Source organism: Paenibacillus phytohabitans (genome assembly GCF_013141775.1).
GTDB lineage: Bacteria > Bacillota > Bacilli > Paenibacillales > Paenibacillaceae > Paenibacillus_AQ > Paenibacillus_AQ phytohabitans.
In genome coordinates this window covers 1-18,095 of record NZ_WHOB01000039.1, presented here as the reverse complement: position 1 = coordinate 18,095, position 18,095 = coordinate 1, and the positions used below count along the sequence as shown (strand labels likewise).

Below are 18,095 nucleotides of genomic sequence, written 5' to 3'. Positions count from 1 at the left end.
TTTAAATAAACATCCAATCCGGATTCCGCTCCCGGTACGGACGGCATATGCTGCTCGCCTGCTCCAGATTTAGCTGGGGGGACATGAAGAACTTCGGATGGAGCAGATCATCCGGCTCCGGGGAACCAACGTACCTGTACATATCTGTTGACGGCAGAATGCGGATGCCAAACAAGCCGAAGATGCGCTGAACCTTCAATTCCTCCATAAGATCCAGCGTCTCCCTTAAGGTCTCGGAGGTTTCCTCCGGCCCGCCGATAAGCAGGCAAAAGCTGAAGGATAAATCCTGTTCCTGACAGAGCTGCACGACAGCCCGGATTTCGGTCTGGCGGAAGTTCTTCTTGAACGACCGCAGGCAGATATCGCTGCCTGAATCAATGCCAAACTCCACTTCCGTACACCCTGCCTGCTTAAGCAGCCCGGCGAAGTCTGCAGTGAAGAACCTGGGATTCAGGAAGCAGCCCCAGGACACAGGAACCGCCCGCCCGATCAGCTCCCGGCAAATATCCTCAGCATGCTCCAAGGGATAGTTGAACACACTGTCCACGAAATCAAAAGAACCGATGTCATGCTGCAGCACCATCTGCTCAATCTCGTCTGCAATTCCCTGCGGCGACCGCAGGCGGACTGCCCTGCCCTCCAGCGACGGATAGGCGCAATAGGTGCAGCTCAGCGCACAGCCTCTCTTGGTCAATACATTATGGCGCACCTTGCGCTCCACATCATAGCTATGCAGAAATCCGCTGCGGCTCGGAAAATAAGGGTGGTCCAGCTGTTCAGGCGCCTCCGGCGTCAAGTATTTCCATTCCCCGTTCTTTGTGCAGAACATCAGTCCGCTTACGGTGGATGGCTCCTCTCCCTTCTCCAGATGGGATAAGAGTTCAACCATACTGTCACAGCCATCGCCTACAATCCCGTAATCGGCCCCCGTCTCCTGCAGCCACTGCCTGGGAAGGAGCGAGAAGCCCGCTCCCCCCAGAATGACAATAGCCGCATGGCTCCATTGCCGGACCCAATCCACCAGGATGCAGACCTGCTCCACGAAACTCCGGGGATACTGCATGCAGCAATTATCCAGATTACGGATCGACACGCCGATGTAATCCGGTGCATAGGCATCCAGGTAAGAGGTAACAGCCTCCCGGGTATAGTCCAGCTGGGTCATATCCAGCATGCCTGCTTCATAGCCGGAAGCTACAAGACTGGCATGAATATAGCTGAGACCAAGGGGAAAAACGGGCGGCCGCTTCTCCGTATTCGCCGATATTAGCAGCACTCTGCCCATACTACTCCTCCTTGAGGAAAGTGAGCATTGCACTGGCTACGGTTTCGCTCTCCTCAAGAAACATAAAGTGTCCGGTGCCTGGAACCGCCAGCATCCGGGAGTCAGGCAAGTACCGGTTCAGCTCTAAGGCCTTGGGCAGTGGCGTGATCCGGTCCTCTTGGCCGGTTATAATCAGGGTTCTCTGGCGGATATCCTGAAGGATCGGCCGGAGATCGGGATGCTTAATCTGGATCATCAGCCGGTGGGTCGCGGCGGGCAGCTTCGACCATCCCTCCAGAATCAAATGCTGAACCTCTTCATGCTCTGCTGTGAAAAAATACGGAACCGCAGCTGCATTCGTCTGCTTCACTGTAACCGGCGTGATCTCCTCGCCGTGGCCCGGCCGCTTGAACGGAACCTGAAAGGTGGCGGCTGCCCCCATGAGCACCAGCTTCTTCACCCTGCCCGGATCACGTGCAGACAGCAGCAGCGCAAGCGTGCTCCCCAGAGAATGCCCCACAATGGAGACCTGTTTCAGACCCTGCTCGTCCAGCAACCTGACGATATCATCAACCATGTCCTCAAGAGTGAACGGCGGACCGGAGTAATCCGACTGGCCATGCCCCCGCAGATCAGCAGACAGCACCTGATAATGAGGCTGCAGCGCCTGGGCCAATTCCCGGAAGACGAGCGAAGAGTCCCGGTTGCCGTGCAGACACAATACGGCCTCGCCGGTGCCTTGACACCTGTAAAATAAAGGTATGCCCTTTGTCTTCAACATTTGTGACTTTCCTCCCTTGATCTTGTCCGCCTACCGGCTCATACGATGGCTTCCTCCAGATAGTCAACGACCCGGCCGATCTCCCGGCCCTGCGTCCCATCGACTGCAAACAGCTGCCACTCCTCCCTGGTCCGCCCCACCAGAATGGCCGGCACGCCGGGCGCTACGGAGCACCGTGAGGCCAGCGCGTCTTCCCAGTCATAATACAGCTCGAAGCCGGGAACCGCCTGCCCCGTCTTCTCCTTCACAAATTCATGGGTAATGAAGTGGGGCAGCTGCCCCACTCTTGCAATCAGCGCACAGGCTGCCTGGCCGCCGAATTGCTGCTCCAGCTGCTCCAGCAGCGGCCCGCAGCGGCTGCTGGCCTGCTGATCCCCAATGACGAAGATCCGCGGCTGCTTCTCCGCCAGCGCACCGAGCCTGACCTCCTCATCCCTGATGTTCTGAACGGTGAAGGCAGACCAGTCATCGGCCTGCTCCGCGCGCTCCTGCTGCTGTTCCCAGCGCACCTGCCCCTGCTCCGCCGGGCTGTCAAAGTAGGAGAATCCCAGAGCCGACGCGACCCGCAGCCCGACGGCCCGGGCCATCATTTTGGCGGATTCCGCTTCTTCAATCGGTTTGCTCCAGGAGCGTTTACGGATGCCCGGCTGGCCGTCGTATTCAATCAGGCTGATGCCTGCGCTGGCGATCATGGACAGCTTGATCGCCGTGAAGCAAGGCATCAGAGAGGCCAGCGCCCATTCATGCCCCGGCCCCGCTGCGACGACAATCTGCCCGGCGACCTTTCCCTTGAACGCTTTGCCCTTTACCCCCGCCACCCGGTCATAATTATAGTGCTCAAAATCCAGATCCTCGGCGGAGCACGGCTCGCAGCGGTCGATCCAGTTCTTCCAGACTGCCGGAAGCGAGAGCGCATAGACCGGGGAGGAGAAGATAAAGCCATCCGCTTCCTTCAGCTTGTCGTACAGTTCTGTCAACTGATCCTCCGGCTTCTTCAGCAGATGGCAGGGCTTGCCGTTCATGCAGTTGCCGCAGCCCTCACAAGGAAGAATATTGTAATCATTCAGCCGCAGCAGCTCCGTCTCCACCCCCTGCTCCTCCGCTGCTTCGAGCGCGACGGACAACAGATATTCACTGGAGCTGTGATGCTTCTTCATGGACCCGGCGAGCCCGATCATCTTCTTCATCCCACAGCCTCCTCCGCATCCAGCTCAGCCGTATCAAATCCAAGCGCCCTCAGGTCCATGAGTGCAAACATCCGGAAATCAGCCGGGGTACACAGCACATTGGCTTTGGCCACCTCATATCTGGATACCAGACCTGTTCCGTTTGCTGCGGCAAGCTCCTCGGCTTTCTTCCGGATCTCGGTGCTCGCCATGTCGCGGATGAACTCGGGCTTCCGTCCCACAACCCCCTCATAGAGGCTCTGGCTCTCCGCCGTCCAGGTCACCGGTGCTCCGGCGGCCGATTCGAAGAAGGTGCCTGAAGCCAGCGCCGCAAATAGCTGCTCAAACTCCTGGAGAACTGCTCCCCCCGGCTTCGCCACTTGAACAGTCCGGCTGGCCCATTCGGCACAGTATCCGCATTTGTCACAGTCCATCCTGTCACACCGCTTGGCACGGAAGCCCTCCAGGAAGCCCTCCAGACTCTCATTGTCAATGTTCGCCTGGAAGCTGAACAGCAGGCTGTAGACCTGTCTCATTTTTTCGGAAGGTGCGAAATCCTCCTTAATGTTCTTGGAGAAATTGGGCATTTCGAAATCGGCCTCCGCCATCCGCGAGTTGAGCAGACTGAGCAGATTGCCCTGATAACTCCGCCCGGAATAGGCCAGCGCCGTATCCGCAATCTTCTCCGTAGTCTTCATCCGCTCGGTCAGCTTGAATTTGTGATAGCCCAGTTCCTCATAGATATGCATATCTTCCGGGCGAATCCATTGCGATTTCAGCAGCTCCTCGGGATGCTGGAGCTTACGCTCCGTACAGCGCAGCATGTAATAATCCAGCGCAAAGCCGTCGGTCACATGATTGCACTGCGAGGCATGGCTCTGAAAATTCGCATGGTTCTGGCGCATCGGGCAATCCAGCAGGCAGTCATTGGTCGCAATGAGCTGATAGTCGCAGCTGGTACTCTTGCGCAGGCTCTCCAGAAAGGCAAAATCACGGTTCCGGCTCTCGGGCAGGGTAATCTCGCTGACGCCCCGTTCTTCAAAGTAATGCGCTTGTCTAAGCGTGTTGACGTTGGCAAAGGTAGACAAGCTGATCTTGACGTCGGGCAACGCTGTACGCACCATATCAACCAGCATGGGGAGGGACACAGTGACATATTCCGGCTGAAGCGTACCGATCCATTCCAGCAGCTCGCGCAGGCGGTAATGAAATTCCTTGGTCGTCTCCAGATTATCCAGACAAGTGGCATTCAGCAGGTAATTGAACTTGAACCCGTAGGCATGAAGGAGCTTCACATGCTCCTCCACCCTTGTCCGGTCTATGGTTGGCAGCGCAAACGTTGGCCGGCCGCCGCCCACCAGATCAGAGGATAACTTGCCATAGAATACATCCACATGTGAATCCTTCAGCAATAAAGGTAACCGGTCATCAAAATTGGTACCGACAGACAGCTTCATCACTTCAGAACCTCCCCTTTAACCTCGGCCGGTTTTTGTCCGCGTGCCAGCTTCACACGGCTCTCGAACGTCTGCTGGTTCGCTTCCGAGAAGAATTCCTTGCATACATTATTGCCCCAGACAATGCCTTTGGCGGACAGGCGAATCTCATGCTCATCCGTTTCAAGCAGGCCTTTGGATACCAGGTCATCGATAGTCGGACCGAAGACTTCTTCCGGCTGATACCCGAACATGCCGGCAAAATCCTTCCGCTTCACCGACAGCATGCGCAGGCCCTTGGCCATCATTCCATGCATCGCCTCCAGATCATCGGCTTTACTGGCGATGAAGACGGACAGGAACTGCTGCTCAAGACGGCTGCTGTACTCCTGAATGTCACCCTGATTGATGTACATCAGCTTGTTGACATAACCGAAGGCGGCCGGACCGTGCGCGAACAGATCCTTCTGTTGTGTATAGTACAGCAGGACATGCCGGTCTTCGAAGCCCGGCTTGGCAAAATCCCACACACTATACTGAACATATCCCTCTTCCTGCAGCAGCCGCTTGGCCTCCAGATACATATCCACTTCCAGATTAACGTCCCCGGTAGGCGGAATTGTGCCTTCCTTAATCATTTTGAACAGCGCAGTAAACGGCACGACACACAGGGAGAACACAGTGATATGATCGATTCCGAGCCGCACGGCCGTCCGGACATCCTCCAGCCACTCCTCCATGGTCTGCTCGGGCAGATTGTACATCAGATCAATCCCGATATTCTCAAAGCCCGCTTCTTTCGCCTCGTTCAGCACCTCGAAGGCCCGCTGCGAATCATGGCTCATCCGGAGATGCCGCCCCATCTTGTCGTTGAAGGTCTGCACCCCTATGCTGATCCGGTTCGCCCCTTGGGCACGGATGGCCTGCATTTTCTCCAGCGTTAAGGTAGCGGGGCTTCCTTCAAAGGAGATTTGCGCATCCGGCAGCACCCGATAATGCTCCTGCACGCTCTTCAGCATCTCCACCATCCGCTCTGCAGACAGAGCCGTAGGCGTGCCGCCCCCGAACGTCACTGCACTGATCGTGGACTGTGAACCATAAGGGGAAGAGGCATAGATGCCGATTTCGGCCTTGACGGCCTCCATATACTGCTCTACCTGCTTCTCCTGATAAGCCATCTTGTTGAAGGGGCAGAAGATACAGACCGACGCACAGAATGGAACATGCACATAGACTGCACCGACATTGTCCGCCGGAGGCTGACTGCTCAGACCCATCACTCCATAAATGTCGGCCGGAGCAATCTCGGTCACAGGATTCGGATAGTGGGATACACAGATTGGATCTCTATGGGGATACACATTATAGAATGGCTCATAGGACGTCTTAACTGCCATGATGAACACCCCGCTTGGATTCCATTGCCGTCATGGCCGCAGCCAGACCGGAGGATACAGCTTCAATGCCTGCTACAGGCAGGCAATTCATAACGGTCTCCGTCACTTCCTCACGGGTCGCCCCCAGCTCATATGCCTTCAGTGCATGCAGCCGGATGCCGTAGGTAGAACGGTCAGTCACTACACAAGCCAAACGGACCAATTCCCGCACCTTGGGCTCCAGTGTCCCCGTATCCTCAATCGCCTTGCACATGCCTTCAAATGCGGCGCCTACCTGCGGATTGACTCTCATCAACATATCGCTCATTTGCTATAGCCTCCTTATTATTTGACCGATTGCACCGGACGTCCCTTAGCCAGCTTCATCCGGTGCTGCAGCCCGTAATCCGCATACTTAGAGGAGAAGAATTGCTTGCTGACATTGTTGCCCCATATAATTCCGTCGTCGGTCAGCCGGATTCCTTCGGCATCCTGAATCAGCAGACCGTCCTGAACCAGACGCTCAATTGTATCCGGGAACAGCTCCTCCGGCTCCCGCCGGAACATCCGTACGAAATCCGCACGGCTGACTGACAGCATCCGCAGGCCCTTGGCCATTGCCCCATGCGCCAGCTCCAGCTCATCGGCCTTCTCCCCGCAATTGACCGGGAGCAGCCCATTCTGCACGCGGGACATATATTCATTCAGATTGCCGCTGTTGACATACATATAGCCGTTGATGATACCGAACGCGGCCGCACCGATTCCGATCATATGCGACTGCTCGCTGAAATATAAGGTCGCGTGCCGGTCCGTCTTGCCCGGCTTGGCGAAATCAATCACACTGTATTGAAGATAACCTGCCTCAAGCAGCATCTCCTTGGCGATGGTATACAGCTCGATCTCTCTGTAGACATCCCCGATTCCCGGAATCTTCCCTTCCGCTATACGCGAAGCGATCTGCGTATGCGGCACCACACAGAACGAAATCACACAGATATGGTCAATCTCCTGTTCAATGGAGGTGAGGATGTCAGCCCGCCATTGATCCAGTGTCTGACCGGGCAGATTGTACATCAGATCAATCCCGATATTGTCAATTCCGCAGCTTCGGGCATTCTTCACCAGCTCGAAGGAATCATCGACACTATGGTATAGCCCCAGCAGTCCGGCAAGTTCTTCCTGAAAGGTCTGCACTCCCACACTGATCCGGTTTAATCCCTGCAGGGCTAAGGCTTCAAGCTTGTCAGCCGTGAAATTCCGGGGGTTGCCCTCAATGAAGATCATGGCGTCCTCCGCAACGTGAAAAGCCTGCTTCATGTGCTGCAATATTCCCGTCAGCTCTTCCGAGGAGAGGCAGGAGGGGGTTCCGCCGCCCAGATTAATGGAGGAAACCGTAATGCTGCTTCCAAAAGGCGTAGCCGCATACTTGTCAATCTCCTTCCGGACAGCAGCCAAATAATCATCCACCTGATCCTGCTTCTTCAGATAACGGTTGAACGGGCAGAACGAGCAGGTTGCATCACAGAAGGGAATATGCAGATACAAGGCTGTCGGCGTATCTTTGGTATTCACCTGCTCAAGCTCCATCAGCGACCACACTTCAGACTCGGTGTGCTGGGAGATCGGCACAGGATAATGGGAGACACAAATGGAGTCTCTTTCCTTGAATAATTCAACATACTGCTTCGCTCTGCTCATATGGAGCGGCCTCCCCTTCATTTGGATTGCAGCATCCGTCCCGCGTACGGTGAATCTTCAGACGGCTCTACCGGGATGCGGCGGATTTCCATCGTCATCTGGTTGCGCAGATCCGGACAAGCCGAGTGCACAATATTACCCTCAGGGTCCCACGGCAGCTTCGCATCCATATTCAGCGCGAGCAGCATCGGGAAGACCGAATGGAATGCCGTTCCGCACAGATTGCCTGCGTTCAGCGGAGAGACCTTCATGACATCCCCTTCTTTATGCCCTGCCCGGCAATGCCCCTTAACGCCCGTTACCTTGAGTTCAAATTCATAATTCATTCGAAATGCCTCCTCCATATATTTGGTGATAGATTTCACTTACTCTGCCGCAGGCTCTTCGACAATGGCCACTGCCCGTACCCAGGCCGCTCCTGCCTGTCTGATCTTGATTGGAAAACAGGCCACCTTAAACCCGTAAGGAACCGGAATCTGCTCCAGATTCGCCAGGCGCTCCATATGGCAATAAGTCTGCTCTCTTCCCCAGAAATGGGCCGGAAACAAATAGGCGTTGTCCCGGGTTCGCTTATAATCCCCGATCATATTCTTGAACGGACGGTCGAACCCGTAGCTGTCAATGCCCATGACCCGGATGCCTTGGTCAGTCAGCAGCTTCGTGGCCTCTCTGCTCATGCCCGGATAATCCGTAAGGTATTGGGGCGTGCCCCAATGCCGGTCTGCACCTGTACGGATCAGCACAATATCCTGCGGCTTCAGCTCGTACCCGATCTTGGCCAGCGCCTGCTCAATATCCTGCTTCTCAATGGCTTCACCCGCTTGCCTATGCGTAACATCCAGCACCACACCGTCACAGTAGCACCACTCCAGCGGCACCTGATCTATAGACGCTGCAGGCTTGCCTTCGCTCATAGAGCCGAAATGCAAGGGGGCATCAAAATGTGTCCCGGTATGCGTGGAAGCGGAGATCATCTCCATATTCAAGAATTCTTCATCCGGAAAGTCTTTTCTGCTCCCGTCGAACTGGCGTGCAAAGCGGTCCGCCCCTTCCTGATGGCCGGTCTGCTCGAAACCATATGGAGCCAGCTCGCCCGGATTCTGCTCCATATGCACACTCAGATCAATGAATTGATATTTCATGCCCTCACCTACTTCATTATTCTCAGCGCGTTCAGCCCCAGGATGTTCTGGACATCCTCCTTCTTGATCTCCTTCACACCCATCATCAGCTTCATGGGCAGGGGAATTGCCACCTTCTGCATGTAATTCAGCACTTCGGCAATGTTCGGCGTTACCGTCCAATCCGATCCCCAGAGAATCTTGTGGCTGCCGCAGACCGAGATCATCTTGGCCAGCTCCATCCGAAACACCTTGGGATTGTTATGAATAAGGATATTGGCTACCGCAGTGATGGTCACATACATGTTCTCGTGCCGGCCCACCATGTAATAGCACAGGTCATTCCATGGATGTCCCATATGCTCCACAATCAGGGTCAGCCCCGGAAAATCAACAGCTACATCATCAAGCAGAATCGGATAGTTATGCTTCATCCGAAAAATACTGCCTGGCGTAATTCCGGTATGCACGCTTACCGGAATTCCCAGCTCGCTGCACCGTTCATACAGCGGATAGAGCAATTCCCGGTCGTTCAGGCCGAAGCCGCCATAATCATTAGGATTCAGCTTAAAGCCTTGCATTCCAAGCGTGTTAATCGCGTAATCCAGCTCCGCCAGCGCTTCCTTCCCCTTATAGGGGTTGACACTCGCGAATCCGCGCAGCTTGTCAGGGTGTGCCCGGACCGCCTCGGCGATTTTTTCATTGGACAGCACCTCATAGCCGTATACATCCTCAAAGCTGAGCTGATGGACCCAGCTCATGGCAATTTGATTCTCGGCCATACAGGAGAGGTAATCCTCGAGCAGATTGTTGTCATCTACGAATCCTTCTTGAGCAGCACCAACCATCTTCTTCAAATATTGCAAATCATCGAATCCTTTTTGCTTCTTGTAATCGGGGACGGTTCCGGCGCCAGCCAGACTGAGCTCCAGACTTTTATTCTCCTTGACGGCAAAATGGGCATGAGTGTCTACAATAACAAGATTGCTTTTCACGTTTCTCTTCTCACCCCTTTGGATTGTATGGAATTGCTTACTGCTGCCCGGGAGCTATACATCTCTGTGGCCCTTCTCTGCACTCGGGGCCAGCGGTGCCGTGGCGAAGACCAGCTCCATTTCGCCCGGCCCCTCATTTACCACCCGGTGCCGCTCACCCTTCCTCGCAATGAACAGGCAATGCTCCTGAAGGGAATGCGGAATATCTTCAATGAACGCCGTTCCTTGTCCCCGGACCACAAATACGGTCTCTTCACCGTAATCATGGAGATGCTCCTTGATCTCTTCCCCGGCGCGGAGAATCACATGACCCATAATCAGCTGCGAGGCTCCGACCGTTGCCGGACTCGCCAGCACGCGCATCTGTCCTCCCCTGGCAAGAACCACCGGCACATCCTCAAATTGAACCACTGTACTTGTGTACACCTGCTTCATCCTCGCACCCCTTTATCCGGCTGATTTATATTCAGATACACCCGATTCTTCCTTTTTGCCCAGGCCAAGCGAGATCAGAATCGTAAGCACCATCATTCCGGCTGCCACCAGATAGCTGGGATGCGTTCCGATCCTGCTGTAGAAGAAGCCGCCAAGCGTCGACCCCAGCGCAATCCCGACTCCCTGCAGGGTTCGGAAGGTCCCTAATGCCGCGCCCATTTCCATCGGATTGATCTTGATGACCTTATCCGTAATAATCGTGTTGACCAGAGTAATAATAGGCCCCTCTGTAAGTCCAATCAGCGCATAGCCGAAGGTCAGCAGCCAGGGGTTGAAGTCAAGCGCATACAGCAGCACGAGTGCTCCCAGACAGATCGACTGGGCCCAGATCAGGGGCGCATGTCTACCCACCTTATCCGAGATCCAGCCAATGAATACCGCCCCGAACGAGGCTACGGCTTCATAAGGAATGAAGAGCAGGCTGAGCAGCACGAGGGAAATATCCTGTTCCTTGGCAGCAAACGGCACCAGGAAGGTCGTAAACACACCCACCATGAAGCACAGGGTTCCAACAATTCCCGCCAGCAGGATTTCACGGACGCCCAGCCATTTGAAGGAGCTTTTGAAGGCTTGCCCGATGCTTCTGCTTGTATTCTTGACCCCAGTCTCCCTCAGCAGCACCGTGGTAACCAGCGTGGACAGCAGCAGGAGTGAAGCCAACACCGCGAAGGAGGTATGCCAGCCAAAATAATTGCTCAGCAGGCCGCTAAGCACATACCCCAGCACCGACCCGGCACCAATCGCCCCGGACACAATGCCCATCGCTCTGCCCCGCTCCTCGGGCTTGCACACATCCATCACCACCGCGAAGATCGGTGTGGACACGAAACCTCTGGCGAAGCCGAACAGCAGCCACCCCGCCGTAAACAGCAGGACTCCGTGGGATGCAGCTACCATGAATACGGCCACTGCCGACAGGGCCAGGGAAGCGATAATAATCTTCTTCCGCCCGTAGCGGTCCGCGAACACGCCGGAGGGAATCGACAGAAAGGTCATCACCAGCGAGGCAATCCCCGCTATGCTTCCAATCTCACCGGAGGTCATGCCGAGATCGCTGCTGATCAGGGGTGCGATGGGGAAGATACTGACCATAATCGAAAAAACGAGTAAAATATTGATGGCTAAGAGTGTGAAAATTTTGTTGTTGCTCATATCAATTGTCCTCTCCTCACAGTCATTGACTGCTCTCAATAATGATGAATGCAGCAGCATAATCACCGTGATGACTAATGCTTACGTGAATCGTCTCCTGCTGCTGTAGATAAGGCTCTAGGCCTCTGCTGCGGACCAGATAGGGCTGGCCGCTGGCATGGTTGAGAAACTCTATTTCATTCCAGCCCAGCTCACAGTTCATTCCGGTTCCGATGGCCTTCAGCAGCGCTTCTTTGGCGGCAAATCTGCCCGCAAGGAAGTCTGCGGCATGTCTTTTTTTACAAGTGAACAATTCTCTCTCTTCCTTCGAAAAATATTGCTGCATGAAGATATCACCGCATTTCGCCATCATCTGCTCCACAAAGCTAATGCTGATAATATCCGTGCCGATCCCTCTGATCATGCCTTCAAGGCAATAGCTTCCATCACCTGGCCCACGGAATAAGCTCTGAGCGCCTTGCCTTCAATAAAGATGCCAAAGGTCTTGGCCAGCCCTGTAGACACAAGCGCCAGCTCTGTCGAATCCAGAGCCAAATCTTCATACAAACGCGACGCCTCCGTAATTTCTTCCTCAATTCCGATATCCTCAATGATGGCTTTTACCTGGTCGAATACCATTAGATACACCCTCCCGCTTGAGTTTATGAGCCATAACCTTCGTTGTTCACAAGCCTTCGCCCTTCACAACCAGTGCCGAAGAGACCCCGCCCCTCCCTCTGGACAGAATAAGTGAGGACTCGACAGATACCCGGCGGCTGCTTCCCGCCACGAAATTCAAGTCGTTGTCCGGAGCCGATTCCGCTAAATACGGAAGACCGGGCAGCTGCCCGTGATTCATGGCAAGCACGCTTAGTGCCACATCGAACGCGCCTGCAGCCCCAATCGTGTTGCCGAAGGATGTCTTGGGACAGCCCGCCCATTTGTCCGATGCACTGCCACCGAATACCTCTTGGATTGCCGCGCATTCAATCCCGTCTTGACGGGAGGAAGCCGCCCCATCCAGTGAGAGATAGCCAATCTGCTCCGGTTGGATCTCCGAATGTCCGATGGCCAGCCGGATGGCCCTGGCATATTGCGTCACACTCTCCTGATGCGGGGCGGATTCCTGCCCGTCATTCGTGAATCCGAAGCCCTGGATACTCGCTCTCACCCGGCCGGTTGACTCACGCTTCCGGAGGCTGCGTTCAGATTCAAGGCAGAGGAAAGCCGCCCCTTCAGCCAGGGCTATTCCGCTCCGGGCCGCTACAAACGGACGATACGCAGTCTCCGGGCTGTCCGCCTTCAGGTTCAGCAGCCCCTCCGAGTTGTAGAAGGAGAGCGCCCACGGATCAAGCGGTGTCTCTGCACCGCCTACGATGGCGGCATCAATGATTCCGCTGCGAAGGGCTCTGGCCGCATAAGCAATGGCAAGCAGTCCGCTGCTCCGGTCTGCGATAACCGTCTTGCTGTAGCCCTTAATGCCGAAGGCCAGGGACATATGCCCCTGTGCAGCGGCCGGAAACCAGTTGCTTGCGAGGTTAGGATCAATGAAGGGGGCACCTTCGTTATGCAGAACACGCAAGCCATTCCTGGCACTCTCCCATCCCCCCGAGTTGTTGCCGACGAAGATGCCGATCCGCTCGCGGCTCATCGTGCCAAGATCCCAGCCGGCATCATCCATGGCATCCTTCGCTGCCAGGATCGACATTACAGAGAACCGGGAGCACTTCTTGAACAGACGCTTCGAGATGACCTGCTCCGGCTCCATCCCGCTGACTTGTCCGGCGAAGGGAGGCGCTTCTCCAACCGTACCCTCAAGCTGGAGTGGGGTCATATAGTTACGGCCGCTCAGGAGTCCGTCCCAGAAGGCCCCGGCAGTATTCCCGCAAGGCCCAACCATACCTACTCCGGTTACGAATACTTTATTCTTCATGGGCTGCACATCCATTGTTCAGTCTGAAGCTTCCCCGTCATATTACAGAACTCGCTCTTCGCCAGAATCATGGCGGAATGAATGCCGGAGAAGCCGCTTGCATTGGTCAGAATATGGTACAGGTCACGCTTTAAGGCTTGCCCCGGCACATAATTCAAATCGCAGGCCGGATCCGGCTCGTCCAGATTCGCCGTGGGCGGGATATAGCCTTCGTTCAAAGCCAGCAGACAATGTACGATCTCAATGGCGCTTGCTGCCGAGAGCGGATGACCCACCATCGACTTCGTGGAGCTGATCGGAATGGAATAGGCTAATTCGCCAAAGGTTCTTTTGTAGGCAGCGGTCTCAAAAGCATCATTCTGCGGGGTCGAGCTTCCATGCGCATTGATATATTGAACCTCTCCCGCTTCAATGCCGGCATTCTCAAGCGCCTCGTTCATCGTCAGACTGAGCGCCTCCCCGTTCTGGGGCAAATCGGTCATATGATAGGCATTGTTCGTGCTGGAGAAGCCGGTGACCTCACCATAGATTCTGGCCTGCCGCCGCAGTGCATGCTCCAGCTCCTCCATTACAACCACTGCACAGCCCTCACTGAGAACGAATCCGCTCCGGTTCCGCTCAAAGGGTCTGGAGGCACGCTTGGGATCATCGTTGAACTTTGAGGTCAATGCACCAATTGCATCAAAGGAAGCGATGGTCATGGAGCTGATCGGCGCTTCCGCTGCACCGCATATCATGATGTCATGTTCTCCTGCCGCGATAGATTCGTATCCATACCCGACAGCATCAATACCGCCTGTGCAGCCCGTTGACATGACCAGCGCTTCTCCCTGAAGCCCGAACTCATGCGCCACATCAAAGGCAATATAGGAGAACATGCCTTTGCGGTATAAATCATCCTGTCTAAGCCCCTGGGCAATCGGCCCCTGGCCGCCCTCCGTCACCTGCAGAAAGGTCTGCTCAGAGAATGGGGTGTCGGCAATCGCATTGGCGATGCAGACCCCTGAACGCTCCCGCATTTCCTTAGTGAACTCCAGCTGCGCATCGGCAACAGCCCTTACAGCGGCGTTGACTGCCAGAATTCCCGGCCGGCCCATGCCTTCCCTCGCTGCTTCATCGGCCGTCCTGCCGAGATGCTCAAAATCCGGTATTCTCCCGGTGACCCGGCTCTTCAAAGCCATATGCTCATAACCCTGCAGGCTGTCATATCCAACCTTGCACTGCAGGCTGTTCTTCCAGAAATTCTCCGGCGTATTCCCCAGCGGGGTAAGCAGCCCCATTCCGGTGATAACCACTCTTCTTCCCATCACATTTTCCATCCAGGCCTCAGCTCCGAATCCTTGGTTTCTCGATATTAAGCTTGACCGCCTCCATCTGCTCCTTCGTGGTACGGTTCAGATGGGCTTCCACCTGCTCTGCGGTGAGGCCGCTTGCGGGATCTACCTCAAACTCCTGAATCCAGGTCATGTACGTGCCCTCGCCCTGCTCCTCATAGAGCCATTCCAGATTCATGTGCTTGAACGGCAGCAGCGGCGCAAGACGTCTGGCCGTAATCCGGAAATTAGGCCGGTCTAACCATCTTTCGGATGTCCACGAGCGCGACGGGCGATTTGGCTCGGGAAATGTAGTCAATTCAAAACGGATGTAGGACTCCCCCTGCTCCAGCACCCGCGTTTCTTTATATTCCGTGAACAAATCCGTCCAGCCCGCAATATCGTTGGTTCTGTCAAATACGGTGTTCCTGTCTGCCTGAATCCAGATACTGTTCTGAATCGTTGTCACTGTACACGCCTCCCTAATAGTATTAATTACATGGTATCGTTAAATTTTGGAGGGGGACATAACCCGGCTGTTAAGCTTGCGTTAATTTACAGTTATTCTGCAGCACGAAGACAGCACAGGCTCCCCATCAAAAAAAATCAAAAAAAAGACCTGACAGAAAACTGTCAGATCTAAAAGCTAACCGAATATCCGATTCCCCGGCGGAAGTGAATGATGTCGCTTCTGCCGGCTGTCGTTTCAATTTTGTGCCTCAGCTTGTATACATACTGCCTGACAATTTCAGGGGATGTATAGCTGTCCCACAGGTGGTGCAGTATCTTCTCGGTGGGGATGTACTGGCCCTGGCATTCCAGCAGCAGGTCAAGCAATTCATATTCTTTACTGGTGAGTTCAATGATAACCTCTCCGACTTTCAGGGATTTAGAGTGAAGGTTAAGCGCGATATCCTTGATTTGTCTGGTACAGTGCGTATTCACACTCAGCTCTTCGTCGAACCAGCAGCGCAAACGGCTGAATAATTCCTCCTGGAAGCCATGGCCTCCCGAGCTGTCGATGTAAATATGATTGGAAGGGAACTGGACGGTTATGCCCTGAGTGCTGATCTTCTCAACAATAAGGAATACTTTAAGCTTAAGCATCTGCTGCAGGTATTGCATCGTATGAATGAAGCCCAGGTTAAAGTCCGGGGTACTGACCACCACGCCGTCAAACCTCAAGCCATCCTTAACAATATCGACCAGCGCCTCAAGCTCCTTGAAATGAAATACCTTACAACCATACACCCTTGAAAAAAAAGAATGAACATTCTGAAACCTACACCCCTCACAAGGCTCTGTGGAACCCGCACAACAAACCAGTGCAACCCGCATGCGCTTCTCTCCAATCCCATACTTTTCAACCTACACCGAATTTCACCAAGGGTTTCGTTTTCTATTTTATAGTATTAATTAGGATAAAAAAGGAAAAATATCATAGCGTTATATTAAAAAAATCAATTCGCAGAATACTGCATAACTCATTGCCGCACTCTGCTTCGCGGACAACCTTCCCTATGCATCCGTTACTCTCCGCTATCCTTCCGTCAACAGGTCATCAGACCTAATTTTTATCAATAATTCCTCGCGGAATGCGACAGCGGAATCACAATAGATCAATCTTCAAGACTTATGCATTTGCCGCATTCCCAACTTTATGTATTTCAAAAAAACATGCTCATTATTTACTATTTTTTTTGAAAACAAACCTTTCTCTGCGATCCGACAAAATCCGAGTTATTTTAGACATAAAACAAACACAGTTTTAATCCGAAAATAATTTATCAGAAAAAAATTTTCTTTGCCAGGTGCAACATTTCCCACCTAAAAGCCATCTTAGTAGGTAGAGGTGATGCACAATGAAACCAACTAATCTACTGAAGCGCGCAAAAAATATGAGCATCGCGTGCGGAATCCTGGCTGCCAGCTTGTCATTTGGGGCATCCGCTTTTGCCTTTTCTGATCTGAACGGAAATCCTGCCGAAACCAAAATTAATGCGCTGCATGACGCCGGTGTGATCAACGGTATAACCAGCAACCTTTTTGCTCCCAACGCTAAAGTGACCCTGGCGCAAGGCGTTCAATTTCTCGTCAAAGGGCTGGCACTGACGCCACAGACAGATACGGGCAGCACTTCCACGGCCAGCAGTTTTTTTGACAATGTAAAAGATAATGCCTGGTATGCCTCCTCGTTCCTGACCGCCAAGCAGAGCGGTTTGACTCTGGCACAGAATGCCAATCCGAATGCAAACTTGACCCGTGCAGAGTTCGCTCATCTGTTGACCGAAGCCTTGCAGAGCAAGGGTGATTTCCCGGTTACCAAAATGTATTTCATGGTTGAGGATGGCGAAAAGCTCTCTTCTGATGTTATGAACAGCCTGCAGATTCTGCTGAACACGAAGGTGATTACGCTGGACAACGGAAAATTCCGCCCGGCTGATATCATCACCCGCTCCGAGGCCGCTGTTATGGTTCATGATGCTGCTGAGTTTGCAGCGCGGGTGATCAACCAAGACGATACAGTCATTGAGCCTTCTGAACCGGAACCAGTTCCGGTTAATAACTACATTTCAGATGTCGTACTTGAAAAAGCTGCTGAAGGCGTCAATAAAGCCACCATCACCGTCGATAATCTGCCTAACCCCGGCTACGGCCTGGCGGTAGAGCGCATCGAATTCACCAGTGCCACCAAAGCAGTGATCTACTTCAAAATAACCCTGCCCGATCCGGATATGATGTACCCGCAAGTTATCACCAAAGGAACGGTCTCCACTTATCTGCCCGAAGGCTACACTGCTACAGCAGAGCCTGTAATGGGTTCGCGTTGGCTGCAGCCGGCAACCGATGTTGAGTGATTCTTGATAAAGACTTATTGTAAGGTTACAAGCAAATGAATTGAAAAACAGATCATGCCTGATTTCTGGGTCATGATCTGTTTTTTTATTTTACGTATATCACACTGAGTGCGACCTCCACGCCATCTTCGCCTGGGGCCGCTATGATCTATTTCAATCCACGCACTCCACACGGAGTGCGACTTGCCGTTTTGTTGTTCAATCTGTTGTTCGATTTCATTTCAATCCACGCACTCCACACGGAGTGCGACTGCATCGCCGCCCTCTTTAGTGCTGGCCAGCTCGAAATTTCAATCCACGCACTCCACACGGAGTGCGACCCGGTCATGTTCGCCAACCTCAAGCTTCTGCTTATTTCAATCCACGCACTCCACACGGAGTGCGACTCAATGGCTGCCTTTAAATCATCAAGGTTAGGAGATTTCAATCCACGCACTCCACACGGAGTGCGACGGTGAGATTACGGTCAGCTACGATCTGGACGAAATTTCAATCCACGCACTCCACACGGAGTGCGACGGTGAG

At 53.8% G+C, this 18,095-nt stretch carries 19 protein-coding genes and 1 CRISPR repeat array; of the genes, 1 reads left to right on the top strand and 18 read right to left on the bottom strand.

Annotation, left to right across the window (positions count from 1 at the left end):
• Nucleotide 1: 1 nt before the first annotated feature.
• The 18 genes from GC101_RS14335 to GC101_RS14250 form a co-directional block, all read right to left on the bottom strand.
• A complete protein-coding gene (locus tag GC101_RS14335; protein ID WP_171717799.1) occupies nt 2-1,285 on the bottom strand; it encodes a B12-binding domain-containing radical SAM protein in 1,284 nt (427 codons plus the stop codon).
• Nucleotide 1,286: 1 nt separating this feature from the next.
• A complete protein-coding gene (locus tag GC101_RS14330) occupies nt 1,287-2,045 on the bottom strand; it encodes an alpha/beta fold hydrolase (RefSeq protein ID WP_171717798.1) in 759 nt (252 codons plus the stop codon).
• 38 nt (nt 2,046-2,083) lie between these two features.
• On the bottom strand, nt 2,084-3,232 hold the full coding sequence (locus GC101_RS14325) for a flavodoxin family protein (RefSeq protein WP_171717797.1): 1,149 nt from the start codon (nt 3,230-3,232) through the stop codon (nt 2,084-2,086).
• Entirely contained in the window at nt 3,229-4,668 is a 1,440-nt protein-coding gene (locus GC101_RS14320) for a U32 family peptidase (RefSeq protein ID WP_246354340.1), read from the bottom strand. Before GC101_RS14320 ends, GC101_RS14325 begins: the two co-directional genes overlap by 4 nt.
• Entirely contained in the window at nt 4,668-6,044 is a 1,377-nt protein-coding gene (hemW, locus tag GC101_RS14315; protein ID WP_171717795.1) for a radical SAM family heme chaperone HemW, read from the bottom strand. Before hemW (GC101_RS14315) ends, GC101_RS14320 begins: the two co-directional genes overlap by 1 nt.
• Complete coding sequence (locus tag GC101_RS14310) at nt 6,034-6,351, bottom strand: carboxymuconolactone decarboxylase family protein (RefSeq protein ID WP_171717794.1); 318 nt, start codon at nt 6,349-6,351, stop codon at nt 6,034-6,036. Before GC101_RS14310 ends, hemW (GC101_RS14315) begins: the two co-directional genes overlap by 11 nt.
• A 17-nt stretch (nt 6,352-6,368) precedes the next feature.
• Nucleotides 6,369-7,724 (bottom strand): radical SAM family heme chaperone HemW, encoded by a 1,356-nt coding sequence (hemW, locus tag GC101_RS14305; RefSeq protein ID WP_171717793.1) that lies wholly within the window; start codon nt 7,722-7,724, stop codon nt 6,369-6,371.
• A gap of 17 nt (nt 7,725-7,741) precedes the next feature.
• Nucleotides 7,742-8,050 (bottom strand): TIGR04076 family protein, encoded by a 309-nt coding sequence (locus GC101_RS14300; RefSeq protein ID WP_171717792.1) that lies wholly within the window; start codon nt 8,048-8,050, stop codon nt 7,742-7,744.
• A 39-nt stretch (nt 8,051-8,089) separates the two neighbouring features.
• On the bottom strand, nt 8,090-8,866 hold the full coding sequence (locus GC101_RS14295) for a cyclase family protein (protein ID WP_171717791.1): 777 nt from the start codon (nt 8,864-8,866) through the stop codon (nt 8,090-8,092).
• An 8-nt stretch (nt 8,867-8,874) separates the two neighbouring features.
• Nucleotides 8,875-9,840, bottom strand: coding sequence for an amidohydrolase family protein (locus GC101_RS14290; protein ID WP_171717790.1), 966 nt, complete (start codon nt 9,838-9,840; stop codon nt 8,875-8,877).
• Between the two features lie 54 nt (nt 9,841-9,894).
• Nucleotides 9,895-10,275 carry a cupin domain-containing protein gene (locus GC101_RS14285; protein WP_171717789.1) on the bottom strand — a complete coding sequence of 127 codons (381 nt, stop codon included), beginning with the start codon at nt 10,273-10,275 and terminating at the stop codon, nt 9,895-9,897.
• A 12-nt stretch (nt 10,276-10,287) separates the two neighbouring features.
• A complete protein-coding gene (locus GC101_RS14280; protein ID WP_171717788.1) occupies nt 10,288-11,487 on the bottom strand; it encodes an MFS transporter in 1,200 nt (399 codons plus the stop codon).
• 22 nt (nt 11,488-11,509) lie between these two features.
• Nucleotides 11,510-11,890, bottom strand: a complete 381-nt coding sequence (gene acpS / locus GC101_RS14275) for a holo-ACP synthase (RefSeq protein WP_171717787.1) — start codon at nt 11,888-11,890, stop codon at nt 11,510-11,512.
• Complete coding sequence (locus GC101_RS14270; protein WP_171717786.1) at nt 11,887-12,105, bottom strand: acyl carrier protein; 219 nt, start codon at nt 12,103-12,105, stop codon at nt 11,887-11,889. The genes acpS and GC101_RS14270 overlap by 4 nt, the downstream gene beginning before the upstream one ends.
• Nucleotides 12,106-12,151: 46 nt before the next feature.
• Nucleotides 12,152-13,399 (bottom strand): beta-ketoacyl-[acyl-carrier-protein] synthase family protein, encoded by a 1,248-nt coding sequence (locus GC101_RS14265; RefSeq protein ID WP_171717785.1) that lies wholly within the window; start codon nt 13,397-13,399, stop codon nt 12,152-12,154.
• On the bottom strand, nt 13,396-14,718 hold the full coding sequence (locus GC101_RS14260) for a beta-ketoacyl-[acyl-carrier-protein] synthase family protein (protein WP_171717784.1): 1,323 nt from the start codon (nt 14,716-14,718) through the stop codon (nt 13,396-13,398). Before GC101_RS14260 ends, GC101_RS14265 begins: the two co-directional genes overlap by 4 nt.
• A 7-nt stretch (nt 14,719-14,725) precedes the next feature.
• Nucleotides 14,726-15,181 (bottom strand): SRPBCC family protein, encoded by a 456-nt coding sequence (locus tag GC101_RS14255; protein ID WP_171717783.1) that lies wholly within the window; start codon nt 15,179-15,181, stop codon nt 14,726-14,728.
• Between the two features lie 170 nt (nt 15,182-15,351).
• Entirely contained in the window at nt 15,352-15,963 is a 612-nt protein-coding gene (locus GC101_RS14250; RefSeq protein WP_157763983.1) for a winged helix-turn-helix domain-containing protein, read from the bottom strand.
• A 611-nt stretch (nt 15,964-16,574) separates the two neighbouring features.
• On the opposite strand from GC101_RS14250, the gene GC101_RS14245 reads away from it, so the two are divergent.
• Nucleotides 16,575-17,570: an S-layer homology domain-containing protein gene (locus GC101_RS14245; protein ID WP_171717782.1), complete on the top strand. Its 996-nt coding sequence runs from the start codon at nt 16,575-16,577 to the stop codon at nt 17,568-17,570.
• A gap of 150 nt (nt 17,571-17,720) precedes the next feature.
• Nucleotides 17,721-18,089: a CRISPR direct-repeat array (repeat unit 33 nt; unit sequence ATTTCAATCCACGCACTCCACACGGAGTGCGAC).
• Between the last annotated feature and the right edge of the window lie 6 nt (nt 18,090-18,095).

What these genes read in the sequence shown, in the direction of transcription:
- GC101_RS14335 (WP_171717799.1), bottom strand. Translation starts at nt 1,285, where the DNA reads ATGGGCAGAGTGCTGCTAATATCGGCGAATACGGAGAAGCGGCCGCCC.
- GC101_RS14330 (WP_171717798.1), bottom strand. Translation starts at nt 2,045, where the DNA reads ATGTTGAAGACAAAGGGCATACCTTTATTTTACAGGTGTCAAGGCACC.
- GC101_RS14325 (WP_171717797.1), bottom strand. Translation starts at nt 3,232, where the DNA reads ATGAAGAAGATGATCGGGCTCGCCGGGTCCATGAAGAAGCATCACAGC.
- GC101_RS14320 (WP_246354340.1), bottom strand. Translation starts at nt 4,668, where the DNA reads ATGAAGCTGTCTGTCGGTACCAATTTTGATGACCGGTTACCTTTATTG.
- hemW (WP_171717795.1), bottom strand. Translation starts at nt 6,044, where the DNA reads ATGGCAGTTAAGACGTCCTATGAGCCATTCTATAATGTGTATCCCCAT.
- GC101_RS14310 (WP_171717794.1), bottom strand. Translation starts at nt 6,351, where the DNA reads ATGAGCGATATGTTGATGAGAGTCAATCCGCAGGTAGGCGCCGCATTT.
- hemW (WP_171717793.1), bottom strand. Translation starts at nt 7,724, where the DNA reads ATGAGCAGAGCGAAGCAGTATGTTGAATTATTCAAGGAAAGAGACTCC.
- GC101_RS14300 (WP_171717792.1), bottom strand. Translation starts at nt 8,050, where the DNA reads ATGAATTATGAATTTGAACTCAAGGTAACGGGCGTTAAGGGGCATTGC.
- GC101_RS14295 (WP_171717791.1), bottom strand. Translation starts at nt 8,866, where the DNA reads ATGAAATATCAATTCATTGATCTGAGTGTGCATATGGAGCAGAATCCG.
- GC101_RS14285 (WP_171717789.1), bottom strand. Translation starts at nt 10,275, where the DNA reads ATGAAGCAGGTGTACACAAGTACAGTGGTTCAATTTGAGGATGTGCCG.
- GC101_RS14280 (WP_171717788.1), bottom strand. Translation starts at nt 11,487, where the DNA reads ATGAGCAACAACAAAATTTTCACACTCTTAGCCATCAATATTTTACTC.
- acpS (WP_171717787.1), bottom strand. Translation starts at nt 11,890, where the DNA reads ATGATCAGAGGGATCGGCACGGATATTATCAGCATTAGCTTTGTGGAG.
- GC101_RS14270 (WP_171717786.1), bottom strand. Translation starts at nt 12,105, where the DNA reads ATGGTATTCGACCAGGTAAAAGCCATCATTGAGGATATCGGAATTGAG.
- GC101_RS14265 (WP_171717785.1), bottom strand. Translation starts at nt 13,399, where the DNA reads ATGAAGAATAAAGTATTCGTAACCGGAGTAGGTATGGTTGGGCCTTGC.
- GC101_RS14260 (WP_171717784.1), bottom strand. Translation starts at nt 14,718, where the DNA reads ATGGAAAATGTGATGGGAAGAAGAGTGGTTATCACCGGAATGGGGCTG.
- GC101_RS14245 (WP_171717782.1), top strand. Translation starts at nt 16,575, where the DNA reads ATGAAACCAACTAATCTACTGAAGCGCGCAAAAAATATGAGCATCGCG.